Origin of the sequence: Streptomyces aurantiogriseus (assembly GCF_014649375.1) — a bacterium.
Classification (GTDB): Bacteria; Actinomycetota; Actinomycetes; order Streptomycetales; family Streptomycetaceae; genus Streptomyces; species Streptomyces aurantiogriseus.
In genome coordinates this window covers 84735-100015 of the sequence record NZ_BMSX01000021.1, presented here as the reverse complement: position 1 = coordinate 100015, position 15281 = coordinate 84735, and the positions used below count along the sequence as shown (strand labels likewise).

At 71.2% G+C, this 15281-nt stretch carries 13 protein-coding genes and 3 pseudogenes; 10 read left to right on the top strand and 6 right to left on the bottom strand.

The genetic code is table 11. From position 1 onward, the window contains the following. Nucleotides 1–2 precede the first annotated feature (2 nt). Nucleotides 3–1298 carry a two-component system sensor histidine kinase PhoR gene (gene phoR / locus IE263_RS35660; RefSeq protein WP_189942199.1) on the bottom strand — a complete coding sequence of 432 codons (1296 nt, stop codon included), beginning with the start codon at nt 1296–1298 and terminating at the stop codon, nt 3–5. A gap of 233 nt (nt 1299–1531) precedes the next feature. On the opposite strand from phoR, the gene phoU reads away from it, so the two are divergent. From phoU to IE263_RS35640, 4 genes are all read left to right on the top strand, one after another. Beyond that, on the top strand, nt 1532–2233 hold the full coding sequence (gene phoU / locus IE263_RS35655; protein WP_189942198.1) for a phosphate signaling complex protein PhoU: 702 nt from the start codon (nt 1532–1534) through the stop codon (nt 2231–2233). Nucleotides 2234–2367: 134 nt separating this feature from the next. Further along, nucleotides 2368–2526, top strand: a complete 159-nt coding sequence (locus tag IE263_RS35650) for a hypothetical protein (protein WP_189942197.1) — start codon at nt 2368–2370, stop codon at nt 2524–2526. Between the two features lie 173 nt (nt 2527–2699). Then, nucleotides 2700–2948, top strand: coding sequence for an SCO4226 family nickel-binding protein (locus IE263_RS35645; protein WP_189942196.1), 249 nt, complete (start codon nt 2700–2702; stop codon nt 2946–2948). Nucleotides 2949–3092: 144 nt separating this feature from the next. Beyond that, nucleotides 3093–3461 carry a hypothetical protein gene (locus tag IE263_RS35640; protein ID WP_189942195.1) on the top strand — a complete coding sequence of 123 codons (369 nt, stop codon included), beginning with the start codon at nt 3093–3095 and terminating at the stop codon, nt 3459–3461. A gap of 314 nt (nt 3462–3775) precedes the next feature. Here IE263_RS35640 and IE263_RS35635 read toward each other — a convergent pair. Continuing rightward, nucleotides 3776–4762 (bottom strand): annotated as a pseudogene (locus IE263_RS35635) (oxidoreductase); the annotation flags it as partial. On the opposite strand from IE263_RS35635, the pseudogene IE263_RS35630 reads away from it, so the two are divergent. Then, nucleotides 4763–5359, top strand: a pseudogene (locus IE263_RS35630) (hypothetical protein); the annotation flags it as partial. It abuts the pseudogene before it with no gap. A gap of 105 nt (nt 5360–5464) precedes the next feature. On the opposite strand, the gene IE263_RS35625 reads toward IE263_RS35630, so the two are convergent. Then, nucleotides 5465–6226 (bottom strand): phosphoglyceromutase, encoded by a 762-nt coding sequence (locus IE263_RS35625; protein ID WP_189942194.1) that lies wholly within the window; start codon nt 6224–6226, stop codon nt 5465–5467. A gap of 151 nt (nt 6227–6377) precedes the next feature. Here IE263_RS35625 and IE263_RS35620 point away from each other — a divergent pair, with 151 nt between their 5' ends. Then, entirely contained in the window at nt 6378–7703 is a 1326-nt protein-coding gene (locus IE263_RS35620) for an MDR family MFS transporter (protein ID WP_189942193.1), read from the top strand. A 60-nt stretch (nt 7704–7763) separates the two neighbouring features. Here the strand turns inward: IE263_RS35620 and IE263_RS35615 are convergent, their stop codons facing one another. Then, a complete protein-coding gene (locus tag IE263_RS35615; RefSeq protein WP_229911347.1) occupies nt 7764–8189 on the bottom strand; it encodes a DUF2000 domain-containing protein in 426 nt (141 codons plus the stop codon). A 49-nt stretch (nt 8190–8238) separates the two neighbouring features. Here IE263_RS35615 and IE263_RS35610 point away from each other — a divergent pair. Further along, nucleotides 8239–9066 (top strand): annotated as a pseudogene (locus tag IE263_RS35610) (AraC family transcriptional regulator); the annotation flags it as partial. Nucleotides 9067–9199: 133 nt separating this feature from the next. Here IE263_RS35610 and IE263_RS35605 read toward each other — a convergent pair. Both IE263_RS35605 and mshA read right to left on the bottom strand, forming a co-directional pair. Continuing rightward, nucleotides 9200–9700: a type III secretion system chaperone family protein gene (locus tag IE263_RS35605; RefSeq protein ID WP_189942190.1), complete on the bottom strand. Its 501-nt coding sequence runs from the start codon at nt 9698–9700 to the stop codon at nt 9200–9202. After that, nucleotides 9693–11030, bottom strand: a complete 1338-nt coding sequence (gene mshA, locus IE263_RS35600) for a D-inositol-3-phosphate glycosyltransferase (protein ID WP_189942189.1) — start codon at nt 11028–11030, stop codon at nt 9693–9695. The genes IE263_RS35605 and mshA overlap by 8 nt, the downstream gene beginning before the upstream one ends. Before the next feature lie 271 nt (nt 11031–11301). Between mshA and IE263_RS35595 the strand changes: the two genes are divergently transcribed. The 3 genes from IE263_RS35595 (at nt 11302) to IE263_RS35585 (ending at nt 15156) form a co-directional block, all read left to right on the top strand. Beyond that, the gene (locus IE263_RS35595; RefSeq protein WP_189942188.1) at nt 11302–12087 is read left to right on the top strand and encodes a class I SAM-dependent methyltransferase; all 786 of its coding nucleotides are present in this window, start codon (nt 11302–11304) and stop codon (nt 12085–12087) included. Nucleotides 12088–12395: 308 nt separating this feature from the next. Beyond that, nucleotides 12396–13481, top strand: a complete 1086-nt coding sequence (locus tag IE263_RS35590; RefSeq protein ID WP_189942187.1) for a C40 family peptidase — start codon at nt 12396–12398, stop codon at nt 13479–13481. A 295-nt stretch (nt 13482–13776) separates the two neighbouring features. Next, nucleotides 13777–15156, top strand: coding sequence for a PP2C family protein-serine/threonine phosphatase (locus IE263_RS35585; RefSeq protein WP_189942186.1), 1380 nt, complete (start codon nt 13777–13779; stop codon nt 15154–15156). Nucleotides 15157–15281: the final 125 nt, after the last annotated feature.

The following is a 15281-nucleotide window of genomic DNA, read 5'->3' as shown; positions in this document are numbered from 1 at the left end:
GGTCACGGAAGGACCTCCGGGGCGGAAAGCGTCTGGTACGCGGTTGACTCGGGGGGTGGGGTTCGGGGGGTGGATCCGGCGGGACCGTCCTCGTCGTTCTCGTACTCGTCTTCGTCGAGGTCGGGGTGCTGGTGGGCACGGTCGCGGGCGACACCCGCCTCCGGCAGCCGCAGCGTGAACGTGGAGCCCTGTCCCTCGGCGCTCCACACCGTGACCTCCCCGCCGTGCGAGGCGGCCACGTGCTTGACGATGGCCAGCCCGAGGCCCGTGCCGCCGGTGGCACGGGAGCGGGCCGGGTCGACACGGTAGAAGCGCTCGAAGATGCGCTCCTTGTCCTTGTCGGAGATGCCGATGCCCTGGTCGGTCACGGCGATCTCGATCAGGTCCCCGCCGTTCGCGGTCACCCGGCGGGCGGCGATGCCGACGCGGGTGCGGGCGGGTGAGTAGTTGACGGCGTTCTCGACCAGGTTGCCGAGGGCGGCGGCGAGCTGGCCGCGGTTGCCCCAGACGTGCAGGTCGGCGGTTCCGCCGGCGGCCATGGTGATCTGCTTGGCGCCCGCCTGGTGCCGGCAGCGGTCGACGGCCTCGGCGACGAGCTCGTCCACGCGGACCGGCTCGGCGTCCTCGAGGGGGTCGTCGTTCTGCACCCGGGAGAGGTCGATGAGCTCCTGCACCAGGTTGGTCAGCCGGGTCGCCTCTATCTGCATACGGCCGGCGAAGCGCTCGACCGCCTCCGGGTCGTCGGAGGCGTCCATGACAGCCTCGGAGAGCAGGGAGAGGGCGCCGACCGGGGTCTTCAGCTCATGGCTGACGTTCGCGACGAAGTCGCGCCGTACGGCCTCGATGCGCCGGGCCTCGGTGAGGTCCTCGACGAGGAGGAGGACGAGCCGGGAGCCGAGGGGCGCGACGCGCGCGGAGACGGCGAGGGCCTCGCCGCGGCCGGTGCCGCGCCGGGGCAGGTCCAGCTCGACCTGGCGTATCTCGCCGTCCCTTCTGGTGTCGCGGGCCATCTGGAGCATCGGCTCGACGGCGAGCTTGCCGCCGCGGACGAGTCCGAGGGCGTACGCCGCCGAACTGGCCTTGACGACGGCGTCGGCCTCGTCGAGGACGACGGCCGAGGAACGGAGGACGGAGAGGACGGTGTCGACGCCCGGAGGCAGCACGGGATCGGTGTGCAAGGAGGTCCTGGTGGGTCGGTTCTGGTCGCGCTCGCTCCAACGGAACGCCAGCATGGCGATGACGCCGGTGAGCACCCCGGCGATCGCTGCCGCTGCGGCGACCGCCGCGTTCACGTCCATGCATCCAGGTTAGGCACGGGATACCGCCTGGCCACAGCCATCGAGGTGGGACCTCGGACACTCGTCGCCCAGAGTTCACCTTGGAGCCAGAGGTGGTTCATTTGAGGTGACGGAATCCGACGCGTACGGGGCAGACCGTGGCACCGTGGGGTTCGCAGCGCCGGTTCCACGGCCGGTTCTGGCCCCCGGAAACCCCCGGAGCCCCCGAAGAACAAGTACGAGAGGGAACCCTGATGCGGGACGCGTACCACGAGGAACTGGACTCGATCGGCGACGGTCTGGTGGAGATGGCCCGGCTGGTCGGGTCGGCGATCGGGCGCGCCACGACCGCCATCCTCGATACCGATCTGAAGCTGGCCGAAAGCGTGATCGAGGCCGACCAGAAGGTCGACGAGCTGCAGCACGACCTGGAGGCGCGGGCCATAGCGCTGCTGGCGCGGCAGCAGCCGGTGGCCACGGACCTGCGGATCGTCGTCACGTCGCTGCGCATGTCGGCCGACCTGGAGCGCTCCGGCGACCTCGCCCAGCACGTGGCGAAGCTGGCGCGGCTGCGCTTCCCCGAGCGGGCGGTGCCGCATGACCTGCACGCCACCATCCTGGAGATGGGCCAGCTCGCCCAGCGCCTGATGGCCAAGGCGGCCGAGGTGATCATCACGAAGGACGTCGACCTCGCGCTCCAGCTGGAGACGGACGACGACGAGATGGACCTGCTGCACCGCACGCTCTTCCAGCACCTGATCGACGAGCGCTGGAAGCACGGCATCGAGACGGCCGTCGACGTCACGCTCCTCGGCCGCTACTACGAGCGCTTCGCCGACCACGCGGTCTCGGTCGCCAAGCGGGTGGTCTACCTGGTCACGGGCGAGCACGCGGACGAGCTCCAGCAGGACCTGCCCACCGAGATCCACCCGGTCGCCGGGGCGGAGGGGGCGTAGTCCCTCTCGTACCGGGGCCGGCCGTCCTGGCTCGGGGCGCGCGGGAGCCACTGTGCGCCGCTGATGCGCCGTTGCCGCGCCGGGCGGTACGGGCATGAAATGGGCACAGGCGCTCTAGCCTCCAGGAGGAACCCATGGCCGAAGCCCCCAGCACCTCCACCCCCGACCCCACCCAGGAACACCCGACCGAGCAGCCCGTGGAGATCAGGAACCTGACCCTGATCGCCGCGTGCGGCTGCGGCTCGGGGTGCGGCTGCGGGTGCCAGTCGGGCAGTCCCTGCCAGTGCGGCTGAGGACGGGCGAGACGTACGACGAGTGAGGGGCCCCGGCCGGAATGGCCGGGGCCCCTCTCGCGGAGGAGGATGGAAGAAGGGACCCGCAAGGACCTGCAAGGACCTTCAAGGACCCTCAAGGAGCCCGAAGAACCTTTTCAGGAACCCTTGGGACAGGAAGGGGGTGTGCGGCCATGACCAAGTTCATGGACGTCCACCGCGGCATGGAGGGCATCACCTCCGACCAACTCCGCGAGGCCCACCAGGCCGACCTCGCCATAGAGGCGGACGAGGGCGTGCACTTCGAACACGCCTGGGCCGACCCGGACTCCGGCATCGTCTACTGCCTCTCCGAGGCCCCGTCGGCGGACGCGGTACAACGCGTCCACGAGCGGTCAGGACACCGGGCGGACGAGATTCATGCGGTGCCGTTGTCGGTGTGAGGGGTGTCTGCGCGACGCGAGTCCGCGCAACGCCGTGCCTCCACCCTGACGATGCCCTGACGAACTGACGAGCCGTCATGAACGGGGAACGAGCCCCCTACTTGCTGAGCAGCGCAGGCAGGGGGCTTGAAGAGGAGGGGTCACTTGTTCTTGGCCGTGGACCTTGCCCTGGCGGCTTCACTGACAGCTCTTGAGGCGGCGACGCTCATTGCGTTCCTGTTCGCCGAAAGTCTCAAGAAGTGGGCTGTCCATGGAGGACATGTCGCCGGTGCCAAGGTCCGGTTCTACCTGGTGCTGACGCTTGGCCCCACCGGGGCGGCCGCGGCCGGCTACGGCTTCCGTCAGGCCGGCCTGTCGGCGGCCTGGATCTCACAGGCACTGGTGGCCCTTGCCCTCGTCTTACTACTGACGCTGGAACTCGGCACGGACTGCCATGCCTGGGCCACCCGGCGCTTGAACCGTCGCCACCTGGTGCGCAAGCGCCGTCGCGTGCGGGGGCTGAGCGGGGAGTAACCGAGCCCACAAGGGCTGCACCTACGGCACCGTGCTCGTTGATGTTGAAGCCGGCCGAGTCGTGGACGTGCTGCCCGACCGCACCTCCGAGACGTTCGCGGCGTGGCTCACCGACCCATCCCGGCGCCGAGATCATCTGCCGCGACCGGGCCACTGCCTGCACCAAGGCGGTCAAGCAGGCCGCACCGGACGCTCTGGAAGTAGCCGATCGCCGGCACCTGCGGCTCCTGGATGTCCGGCTCGCCTGCCCGGACATCACCCGGGCCTGCGATCTCGCCCGGAGCCGGAGTCCCGCCGTAGCTGGTGATTTCGTCTCACTGACGGCTGATTGCCCGTGAGATGCCAGCGGTGACGGTTGTGGCGAGGACCCAGCCGGCAGCGGTCAGCCCGTAGGCGAGCCATTGACCGATGCCTCGTGGTGCGAAAGCCGCTTCCTGCCCGAAGGTGATGATGGGGACCAGCAGGTCGAGCGTGTAGAAGACGGCGTTGAACGGCGGTGCCTTTCCCGCATCGAGCGGTGCGGGGGAATGGGCTGCGAAGAAGATCGCACCACAGGCGAGAAGAGCCATGAGCCAGAGGCCGGCGCGCAGAGGCCGGTAGCCGTAGCCGACGGTCGCGTCCTGGATGTGACCCCAGACGCGGATGTGCGCAGGAAGCGTAGCGCGCCGATGGCGTTGCTTCGCCAGCAGCACCGTGCGTGCTTCGTCCTCGTGTCCGAGCCGCCGGTACGCGGCTGCGAGCTGTTCGTACGGCTGCGGGAGGTAGGCGTCGGTGCCGCGCCGGAGCCAGTCGAGCCGTTCGGCCGCTGCCAGGGGGGATGCGAGGGCGTCGTAAGTGGTCTCGGCCAGCCGGATATCTGCCGGCCAGGTGTCCGGGGTGTCGTACAGGGTGCCCAGTCGGGCGTTGCGTGCGTCGACGGTGCCATCGATCGGCCGCCGGGTACGCAGATCGGTCTCCCGGGCTTGGGCCATCCGCAGGGACAAGGCGGTCTCGCCAGGATGTGTGAGCGTGGTGTCGCGGAAGCTGAGCTGCGTACCGATGGTGCTGCCGTCAAGCTTGATGCCGCCGTTGACGGCGAGGCCCCGACCGAGGTCGAAATTGCGGGTGACATGAACGTCGACAGCCTCCAGCGCGACGTCGCCGGCGTTGTTCAGCACGGCGCCGCAGAAGCCGATCGCGGCCGAGACCGTGGCACCGGACAGGATGATCCGCCCCTCGGCGCTGAAGCCCGGGTGGAAGGTGAAGTCCTCGGTGATCTGGACATGGTAGGCGTCCAGTGCGTTGCCGCCGGGGTTGTTCAAGGGAAAGGCACGCCCCCGTTCGAGCCGATCAACACCTGGGGACCGCGGCTGGGGCTGAACCACTGGTGGTCATGGAGCCCGCGGTGGGAGGCGGCAGCCGGCCGGGCGCTCGCCCATCTGCTGGCGGCCTCGGAAGGCCGGCCGGTGACCGTCCCGGACGGCCTGATCGCGGAAGTGTTCCAACGCGCCCTCGACGCCCTGCTGCCCGCGGGTCCGCCCGCGCGGCGGGCCGTACTGGCCGGACCGGGACGGCCCGCCCCCGACACGGACGCCGACATCCTCCTCGTGCCGGTCCATCCGCAGACGGGGGAGACCTGGACCCCGGCCAGGGCCGTCTCGGCGTACCCGGTGCCGCTGCCGTTCGGGGTGTGGCTGTGGCTGGCCTTCCCCGAGCCGTACCTGCCCGTCCCCACGTCGGGCGGCATGCCCGACGGCGTCCTCCGCGACGATCCGCCCGCGCCGCGCCCCCGTCACACCTTCCGGGCCGACCCGGGAGCGTTCCGGCACACCCTGGTCCGGCTGCCGGCCGTCCGCAGCCCGTGGCTGCGCGAGATCCTCGAGAACCTCACGCAGCACATGCGCGCCCGCCTTTTCTAGCCGGCCGCATCTGACCACGACGGCCAGATCCCAGACACGGCCCGAGCGCATGGAAGAGCCCCCTCCTGACAGCAAACCGCAGGCAGGGGGCTTCTTCAGGCGGGCTTACTTCTTCTTGCCCTGGTTCTTGACCGCCTCGATCGCGGCCGCGGCCGCCTCCGGGTCCAGGTACGTGCCGCCCGGGGTCACCGGCTTGAAGTCGGTGTCGAGTTCGTAGGACAGGGGGATGCCCGTGGGGATGTTCAGGCCCGCGATGTCGGCGTCGGAGATGCCGTCGAGGTGCTTGACGAGGGCGCGGAGGCTGTTGCCGTGGGCGGCGACGAGGACGGTGCGGCCCGTCAGGAGGTCGGGGACGATGCCGTCGTACCAGTAGGGGAGCATGCGGTTGACGACGTCCTTGAGGCACTCCGTGCGGGGGCGGAGCTCCGGGGGGATCGTCGCGTAGCGCGCGTCGTTCGCCTGGGAGAACTCGGAGTCGTCGTCCAGCGGCGGGGGCGGGGTGTCGTACGAGCGGCGCCAGAGCATGAACTGCTCCTCGCCGAACTCGGCGAGGGTCTGGGCCTTGTCCTTGCCCTGGAGGGCGCCGTAGTGGCGCTCGTTCAGGCGCCAGCTGCGGTGGACCGGGATCCAGTGGCGGTCAGCCGCTTCGAGGGCGAGCTGTGCGGTGCGGATCGCTCGCTTCTGGAGCGAGGTGTGCACGACGTCAGGGAGCAGGCCGGCGTCCTTGAGCAGCTCACCGCCGCGGACCGCCTCCTTCTCGCCCTTCTCGTTGAGGTTGACGTCCACCCAGCCGGTGAACAGGTTCTTCGCGTTCCACTCGCTCTCGCCGTGGCGGAGGAGGATCAGCTTGTACGGTGCGTCGGCCATGCGTATGAGCGTAATCCAAGGGTTTGGGGGGCGGTGCCCCCGGCTCGAAGGGCGGACAGTTGACTGTGTTTGTTAATTGAGTGGCCTCGGACGGGCCTCCCCTCGTAAGTTCTCCTTACCGCCAGCGCCGCTTACATTCGGGGGATCCACCATGTCCGTCGCCTCCCTGAGACGTGCCGCCCGTGAAACCGTCTCCGGGTTGCCCCGCGAGTTCTGGTGGCTGTGGACCAGCACCCTCGTCAACCGGCTCGGCGGCTTCGTCGCCACCTTCATGGCCCTGTATCTGACGCTCGACCGCGGCTACTCCGCCTCCTACGCCGGTCTCGTCGCCGCGCTGCACGGGCTGGGCGGGGTCGTCTCGTCCCTCGGCGGGGGCGTCATGGCAGACCGGCTCGGGCGGCGGCCCACGCTGCTCGTCGCCCAGAGCTCCACCGCCGCCTCGGTGGCGCTGCTCGGGTTCGTGCACCACCCCTTCGCCATCGCCGCCGTCGCCTTCCTCGTCGGTATGGCCTCCAACGCCTCCCGGCCCGCCGTGCAGGCGATGATGGCCGACATCGTGCGGCCCGAGGACCGGGTCCGGGCTTTCTCGCTCAACTACTGGGCCATCAACCTCGGGTTCGCCGTCTCCTCCATGGGTGCCGGGTTCATCGCCGAGTTCAGCTATCTCGCCGGGTTCCTCATCGAGGCCGGGATGACCCTGCTCTGTGCGGTCGTCGTCTTCCTCAAGGTGCCCGAGTCACGGCCGCAGCAGACGGCCAAGACCGTCCCTCAGGACGCCGTCGGGCTCGGGACCGTGGTGCGAGACGGGCGGTTCATGGGGCTCGTCGGGCTGTCCTTCCTGATCGCGTTCATCTTCCAGCAGGGCGCGATCGGGCTGCCCGTGGCGATGGGCGCGGCCGGGTTCACCCCGGCCGACTACGGCATGGCCATCGCCGTCAACGGCGTCCTCATCGTCGCCCTGCAGATCCCGGTCACGCGGTTCATCGAGCACCGGGATCCGATGCGGCTGCTCGTGATCTCCTCACTCCTCGCCGGGTACGGCTTCGGGCTCACCGCCTTCGCCGGGTCGGTCGGCGTCTTCGCGCTCACCGTCTGCGTCTGGACCCTCGCCGAGATCGTCAACGCGCCGACCCAGACCGGGCTCGTCGTCCGCCTCTCCCCCGTGCACGGGCGCGGCCGCTACCAGGGCATGTACACCATGTCGTGGGCCGTGGCGTCCCTCCTCGCCCCGCTGCTCTCCGGCTTCCTCATCGACCGGTTCGGGGCGGAGTGGCTGTGGGGGCTGTGCGCGGTCGTCGGGACGGTCGCGGGGGTGGGGTACTGGGTGCTGATGCGCCGACTGCCCGTGGAAACGGACGGGACGGAGGAAACCGACGTGACTGACTCGTCCGACGAGGCGGGGGTGACCGACGAGTCGGCGAAGGGTGTCGCCGCCCGTCCGGCCTCCGCCGCCGAGCCCGAGGTCAGCACCGCCTGACCGTCCGCGTCACGACGGTTGCCGGCGCGGCTGCCGTCAAGGACGGCGTCACAGCTCCCCTCACGGATGCATCCGCGCCCCCTTCAGCACCTTGTCCACCGCGTTCCTCGGGCCGTACACCGCCAGCCCCACCAGGTCCAGTTCGCCCGTCGGCACGGCCCGTACCGCCGCGCGGTTGTCGCGGTCGTTGCCGGTGGCGAAGAGGTCGCCGGTGAACACCGCGCGCGGGAGTGCCCGGGACAGCACGCGCGCGTGAGCCGCCGTCAGCGTCTCCTTGGTGCCCTCGAAGACCAGCACCGGCTGGCGGAACATCGGCAGGTACGGGACGCCGTCCGCGTCCTCGTACGGCTCCCCGATCACCTCGGGGAGCTCCGTGCCCAGGCCGCTGACCAGGAACGCGGTGACGTTCAGGCGCTGCCAGGTCTCCAGGTCCTCGCGCAGCAGGACGGCGATCTTCGTGTCGAAGCGGATGGGTGCGTCGTTCATGGTCCGAGAGTGCCGTCCGGCCCACGACACCGTCTTGTACGTTCTTTGCATGGCCGCCGCTCAGCACAGGGCCGCGCAGCCCACCGCCGACGTCTCCGCCTGGCGCCCCCGCGTCCAGGGCGTGGTGGAGGTCTTCCACGCCCACTTCACGGGGTACGCCTACCCGATGCACGTCCACGAGGCGTGGACGCTGCTCATCGTCGACGACGGTGCCGTGCGGTACGACCTCGACCGGCACGAGCACGGGACGCCGCACGACACGGTGTCGCTGTTGCCGCCGCACGTGCCGCACAACGGCTCCCCCGCCACCCCGGACGGCTTTCGCAAGCGGGTGCTGTACCTCGACGCGAGTGTGCTCGGGGAGGAGTTGATCGGGCCCGCGGTGGACGGGCCCGACCTGCGTGATCCCCTGCTGCGGCGGCGGGTCGGGCAACTGCACGCGGCCCTCGCCCGGCCCGGCGACGAGTTGGAGGCGGACAGCCGGCTGACGCTGATCGGCGAGCGGCTGCGGGGGCATCTGCGGCCCCGGGAAGCCGTGACGTCACCGCGCCGTGATCCGGTCCTCGCGCGCCGGCTGCGCGAGCTTCTCGATGCGCGTCTCGTCGAGGGCGTCGCACTCGACACGGCCGCCACGCTCCTCCAGGCCCATCCGGCGCATCTGGTACGGGCGTTCAGCGGGGCGTACGGCATCGCGCCGCACCGGTATCTGACGGCCCGCCGGGTCGACCGGGCGCGCCGGCTGCTGCTCGACGGGCGGCCGGTGGGCGAGGTGGCGGTGGCCGCCGGCTTCTACGACCAGGCCCATCTCACCCGGCACTTCCGGAAGCTGGTGGGGGTGACCCCGGGGCGCTACGGGACGTCCGCCGGCGGCCGACGACCCCGCGGACCACGTCAGGCGGAAGCCGACGCCGGGGCTCACTTGCCTGGTGCCTCCGGCGAGGGGCTCGCCGCCGTCGACGACCCTCTCGGACGCCGTGACCGACCGCAGGTCGGAGGCAGTTCGCGGCAGGTCAGTCGGAGCGGGGCCGGGTGAGGTGGCTGAAGGCGTCCAGGTTGCGGGTGGACTCGCCGCGGGAGACGCGCCAGGCGTACTCACGGCGGATCGCGGAGGCGAAACCGAGCTCCAGCAGGGTGTTGAAGGCGCCGTCGGCGGCCTCCAGAACCTGGCCGAGGAGGCGGTCGGTCTCGGTGGGGGTGACCGCGGAGAGGGGCAGGCGGGCGGTGACGTAGACGTCGCCGAGGGGGTCGACGGCGTAACTCACGCCGTACAGCTTGAGGTTGCGTTCCAGGAGCCAGCGATGGACGCCGGCCTCGTTCTCGTCGGGGTGGCGGATGACGAAGGCGTTCAGCGACAGGGAGTGGCGGCCGGCGATCAGGGAGACGGTCGTCTTCAGCTTGCGGGTGCCGGGGAGCTGGACGACGTAGGTGCCGGGCTCGGGGCTCTCCCACTCCACTTCGGCGTCCTTCAGGACGCCCTCGATGACCTGCGTCGCGCGCTGCTGCTCACCCATGGTGGGAGCGTACGCGACGGCGGTGGGACTGGGTCGCCGCCGTGTAGACGTCGGCGGTGGCGGCGGCCGCGGTGTCCCAGCCGAAGGACTGGGCGTGCCGGGCGGCGGCCGCGCCCATGCGGGCGGGGAGTTCGGCGTGGTCGGCGAAACGCGCGAGCACGCGCGCGTAGGCGGCGGGGTCGTGCCCCTGGACGAGGAAGCCCGTCTCCGTGTCGCGTACGGCCACCGGGAGGCCGCCGACGGCCGCCGCGAGCACCGGCGTACCGGCCGCCTGCGCCTCTATGGCGACCAGGCCGAAGGACTCGCTGTAGGAGGGGACGACAAGGACGGAGGCGGCACGGAACCAGTCCGCGAGCTGCTCCTGGCCGACGGGTGGCCGGAAGCGTACGACGTCGGAGATGCCGAGGCGGGCGGCCAGTTTCTGCAGGCCCTCCGGCTTGGCGAGGCCGCTGCCGCTGGGGCCGCCGACGACGGGGACGACGACGCGGGAACGCAGCTCGGGCCGCTCGTCGAGGAGGACGGCCACGGCGCGCAGGAGGATGTCGGGCGCCTTGAGGGGCTGGATGCGGCCCGCGAAGAGGGGGATCAGTGCGTCCTGGGGGAGATCCAGGCGGGCGCGGGCGGCGGCGCGGCCGTCGGCGGGGCTGAAGCGGTCGAGATTGACGCCGGGGTGGACGACGGCGACCTTGGCGGGGTCGGCGCTGTAGTGGCGGACGAGTTCGTCGGCCTCCTCCGCCGTGTTGGCGATCAGCCGGTCGGCGGCCTCGACGATCTGGGTCTCGCCGATGACGCGGGCGGCGGGCTCGGGGGTGTCGCCGTCGGCGAGGTTGGCGTTCTTGACCTTGGCCATGGTGTGCATGGCGTGCACCAGGGGGGCGCCCCAGCGCTGGGCGGCGAGCCAGCCGACGTGGCCGGAGAGCCAGTAGTGCGAGTGGACGAGGTCGTAGTAGCCGGGTCGGTGACCTGCCCAGGCCTGCATCACGCCGTGCGTGAAGGCGCACAGCTGGGCGGGGAGGTCCTCCTTGGCGAGGCCCTCGTAGGGGCCGGCGTCGACATGGCGGACGAGGACGCCGGGCGCGAGTTCGACGGCCGGCGGGAGGCCGCCGGTCGTGGCGCGCGTGAAGATCTCGACCTCGATGTTGATCGCGGCCAGGCGCTGCGCCAGCTCCACGATGTATACGTTCATGCCGCCGGCGTCCCCGGTGCCGGGCTGGTGGAGCGGGGAGGTGTGCACGGAGAGCATCGCGACCCGGCGGGGGCGGCGGTGGAGCCGGAGCCGTGAGGGTGCCGCCGTAGAGCGACGCCCGAGCCTGTTGGCGTACTGGCTCACGTGGCGTTCCTCCTTGCTGCGGGCATGCCGGACGGAGGGTGTGCGGCGCCCTCCAAGGGGTGGAACAGCGGAGGGGGGCATTCCCATTCCGCTCGGATGTCCTCCGGGGCGGTTTTTGCCTAGGCGTTACCGGGATCGCTCAACCGTTCGAGACCGGGGTGCGTCCGTCCGGGTCCTGCTTCTGTGCTCACCGCCTACCCTCATAGGCATGACATCCCGCGCCCCGACCCTCCCCCACGCTCGGCTTCGCTCGAGCGGGGGGACCCCCGTCGTGGGCACGGTCACGCGCGGGACGACGAACCCGAACCGGCTGCGCCGCATGGACCGCTGGATCGCCGCGGTCCACGGCGCGGAGCTGCGCCGCGCCACCGGACCCGTGGCCGTCGACCTCGGCTACGGCGCCGCCCCCTGGACGGCCGTCGAACTGCTCACCCGGCTGCGCTCCGTCGCGCCCCACGCGCGCGTGGTGGGCGTCGAGATCGAACCGGCGCGGGTCGCTGCGGCGAAGCCGTACGAGCGCGAGGGGCTCGACTTCCGGCACGGCGGCTTCGAGATCCCGGTGACCGGGCGGCCGCACCTCATCCGCGCGGCCAATGTGCTGCGGCAGTACGACGAGGACGAGGTCGCCGACGTGTGGGAACGGCTGTGCGCGCGGCTCGCGCCGGCGACGGCGACCTCCCGTGGGGGGCTGCTCGTCGAGGGCACGTGTGACGAGATCGGGCGGCGGCACGTGTGGGTCGCGCTCGGTCCGCGGGGCCCGCGGACGGTCACCTTCGCGACCCGCTTGGGGTCCCTCGACCGGCCCTCGGACCTGGCGGAACGCCTCCCGAAGGCCCTCATCCACCGCAATGTGCCCGGTGAGCCGGTGCACGCCTTCCTCCGCGACTTCGACCGCGCCTGGGCCGCGGCGGCGCCCTACGCGTCGTACGGCGCCCGTCAGCGGTGGATCCGCGCGGTACGGGACCTGACGACCGACTGGCCGGTGACGGACGGGCCGGTGCGGTGGCGGCAGGGGGAAGTCACAGTGAAGTGGGAGGCGTTGGCGCCGCGGGGGTGAAGTGGTGGGCCGGAGCCCTCCTGCGCCGCAGCCCGTTTCCCTTTTACCGACGGCCCGTTCCCCTGGTGCGGACAGCCTGTACGCCCGGTGCGGATAGCCTGTAGACCCGGTGCGGACAGCCTGTTCGTCCATGCCCACCCGCCGGGGGCGGGAACAATCTCCGTGAGGCGTTCGTCACAAAGGCGGGGAGATCGTCATGGCGAAGTGGGGGCCGGGGGAAGGACTACCTCTGTCGTTTTCCGGCGTGTCATGACACGATCCCCCAGGCGACCGTAAGTTACTGACGGTAAATCAGTTTTGGGGGACGTATGGGTACGGGCAAGCGCGGCCTGATCGCGGCGGCCGTGATGGTGGTCTGCGCGGTCACCGTGCTGGCGGTGCCGGGTACGGCGTTCGCCAGTCCGACTCCCTCACCGGCGCCCACGACCGCTCCCACGCTGACCCCACCGCCCACGCACAGCAAGGACCTCGAGGCGATCCGCGCGAAGCTCGACACGCTCTATCACGACGCCGCGGTCGCCACCGACGCCTACAACGCGGCCGAGGAGAAGGCCGAGCAGCAGTCCAAGGAGATCGTCGAGCTGGCCAAGAAGATCGTGGAAGGCCGCGAGAAGCTCGACGCGCTGAAGGACCGCGCGGGCAGAGCGGCCAGCTCCCAGTACCGCAGTGGCGGATTGCCGGACGAGGCCCAGTTGTTGCTCAGTGACGACCCGAGCGACTTCCTCGACGGGGCCGGCCGGGTGATCCAGGGGCAGCGGGCGACCCAGGGGCTGCTCGGGGAACTGACCCGCACACAGCAGGACTTGGAGCAGTACGCCAACGACGCCTCCGCCCAGTGGCAGAAGCTGGAGGTCAACCGGAAGGCCAAGGCGGAGGCCCAGAAGAAGATCGAGAAACAGATCTCGGCGGCCGAGAAGCTCGAGTCCGAACTGGAGAAGGAGGAGAAGGAGCGCCTCGCCCAACTCCAGGAACAGGCCGCCCAGCAGGCGCAGACCGCCTGGCTGGACACCGGCATACTCGACGATCTCAAGAGCAAGGGCACCGCGCAGGGGCAGAAGGCCGTCCAGTACGCCACCGCCCAGATCGGCAAGCCGTACGAGTGGGGCGCCGAAGGCCCGGGCTCCTTCGACTGCTCCGGCCTGACCTCCCAGGCCTGGGCGGACGGCGGCGTCACCATCCCGCGCACCTCGCAGGAGCAGTGGCGGCAGCTGACGCGCGTCGACGTCAAGGACATGCGCCCCGGCGACCTGATCATCTACTTCGACGACGCCAGCCATGTCGCGCTGTACGTGGGCGACGGCACGATCGTCCACGCCCCGCGCCCGGGCCGGACGATCACACTGGCGGGGGCCGGTTCCATGCCGATCCTCGGGGTGGTGCGGCCGGACGCGTGAGGCCGCGGTGGCGGGCGCGCGTGACAGCGGGACGGGCACGGGTGACAGCGGCCACGTGACCCAGGGCACGCCCCTCGGCCGCCAAACCCCGTGCCGACGTGACGTTCGTCATTCCCGCGTCTCTCCCACCCTGCCCAACTGCGGTAGGGATCGCGGCATATGACAGCGGCCTGAGATCAAGAGGCGTGTCGCACACCATTCCGCTGTAGCGCCTTCTGCCGCTATGGTCCCCGTCGGTGGGTCGAGGTCCCTCGTTCCCGCCATGCCCTCGGGGGGAGGGAAGGAACCCGACACGATGCCCGTACCCATACCGCGGCAGAGAGCGATCCCGGCCGTGGAAGGTGGTCAGGCGCAGGCCGCGCCCGCAGTGGGCGGCCCCTCCAAGGAAGAAGCCCCACCCACGGACGACCGGAACGACGATCGCAACGACGCGAAGAAAGCGACGGTCGGGGACAACGCCGCACCTGGCGACGGCGTCCCTCACGGCGTGAGCGCCGCCACCCACACCAACCTCACACTGCTGCTGATCGAGGACGACCCCACGGCCGCCCCGATCGTTCCCGACCTGCTCGACTCGGCCGGGAAGCCGATCCGTGTGCGCACCGCCCGCAACCTCACCGAGGCCGAGCGGCTGCTCACCGACGACGTCCACTGCATCCTGCTGGACCTCGCGCTGCCGGCGCCCGGCCGGAGTGCCGACGAGGACGAGCTCGCCGTGCTCAAGCACGTCCTGGAGCTCGCGCCCCGGCACGCCGTCCTCGCGCTCACCGCGTCCGGCGACGCCGAGCGCGGCGCGGAGGCGGTGCGTGTGGGTGCCCAGGACTACCTTTTCCGGGACGAGTTGGACGGACGGCTGCTGAGCCGGGCGATCCGGTACGCGGTCGAGCGGAAGCGTTCCGACACGGCCGAGCGCCGACTCGCCGAGGGCAAGCTGCGCGCGCAGGAGAACGCCCGCCTGGAGCGGGGGCTGCTGCCCACGCCCCTCCTGGAGGGCTCCCCGCTGCGCTTCGCCGCCCGCTACCGTCCCGGCCGCTCACGCGCGCTGCTCGGCGGCGACTTCTACGACACCGTCCGCACCCCGGACGGCACCGTGCACGCCATGATCGGTGACGTCTGCGGCCACGGCCCGGACGAGGCCGCGCTCGGCGTGGAGCTGCGGATCGCCTGGCGGGCGCTGACGCTGGCCGGCCTCTGCGGGGACGAGCTGCTGAGCACGCTGCAGCAGGTGCTGGAGCACGAGCGCGACGACGACGAGATCTTCGCGACGCTGTGCACGGTCGACATCGCGCCCGACGGCCGCCGCGCGGGCCTGTGTCTGGCCGGCCACCCGGCGCCGCTGATAGCCCGCCCGGACCGGCCGGCCCGGCTGCTGCCGTACGACAACAACGGTCCCGCGCTCGGACTGCTGCCGGGCGCCCGCTGGCCGCGGATGCAGGTCGAGCTGGGCGCGGAGTGGAGCCTGATGCTGTACACCGACGGCCTCATCGAGGGGCGGATCGGTGAGGGCCGGGAGCGGCTGGGGCAGGACGGCATGGTGGAGATGATCCGCCGCCAGCTCTCCGAGGGGTTGCGCGGGGAGGAGTTGTTGCGGGCGGCCGTCAACGAGGTCCGGGAACTGAATGGTGGCGAGCTGACGGACGATGTGGCTGTGGTCCTGCTGGATCGCGTGCCGTAGCGCTCCGCGGGGCGCCGTTGCGGAATCCCGCCGTTCGAAGCTTTGGCAGTGTGCCGTCTGCGGGCCGGCTGTGGCTGGTCGCGCAGTTCCCCGCGCCCCTGGCGGGGGCGCAGTTCCCCGCACCC

Coding starts and splice junctions, on each gene's coding strand:
- IE263_RS35625 (WP_189942194.1), bottom strand. CDS start 6,226: ATGGCCGACGCACCGTACAAGCTGATCCTCCTCCGCCACGGCGAGAGC.
- phoR (WP_189942199.1), bottom strand. CDS start 1,298: ATGGACGTGAACGCGGCGGTCGCCGCAGCGGCAGCGATCGCCGGGGTG.
- IE263_RS35590 (WP_189942187.1), top strand. CDS start 12,396: ATGGGTACGGGCAAGCGCGGCCTGATCGCGGCGGCCGTGATGGTGGTC.
- IE263_RS35605 (WP_189942190.1), bottom strand. CDS start 9,700: ATGGGTGAGCAGCAGCGCGCGACGCAGGTCATCGAGGGCGTCCTGAAG.
- IE263_RS35620 (WP_189942193.1), top strand. CDS start 6,378: ATGTCCGTCGCCTCCCTGAGACGTGCCGCCCGTGAAACCGTCTCCGGG.
- IE263_RS35645 (WP_189942196.1), top strand. CDS start 2,700: ATGACCAAGTTCATGGACGTCCACCGCGGCATGGAGGGCATCACCTCC.
- IE263_RS35585 (WP_189942186.1), top strand. CDS start 13,777: ATGCCCGTACCCATACCGCGGCAGAGAGCGATCCCGGCCGTGGAAGGT.
- phoU (WP_189942198.1), top strand. CDS start 1,532: ATGCGGGACGCGTACCACGAGGAACTGGACTCGATCGGCGACGGTCTG.
- IE263_RS35615 (WP_229911347.1), bottom strand. CDS start 8,189: ATGAACGACGCACCCATCCGCTTCGACACGAAGATCGCCGTCCTGCTG.
- IE263_RS35650 (WP_189942197.1), top strand. CDS start 2,368: ATGGCCGAAGCCCCCAGCACCTCCACCCCCGACCCCACCCAGGAACAC.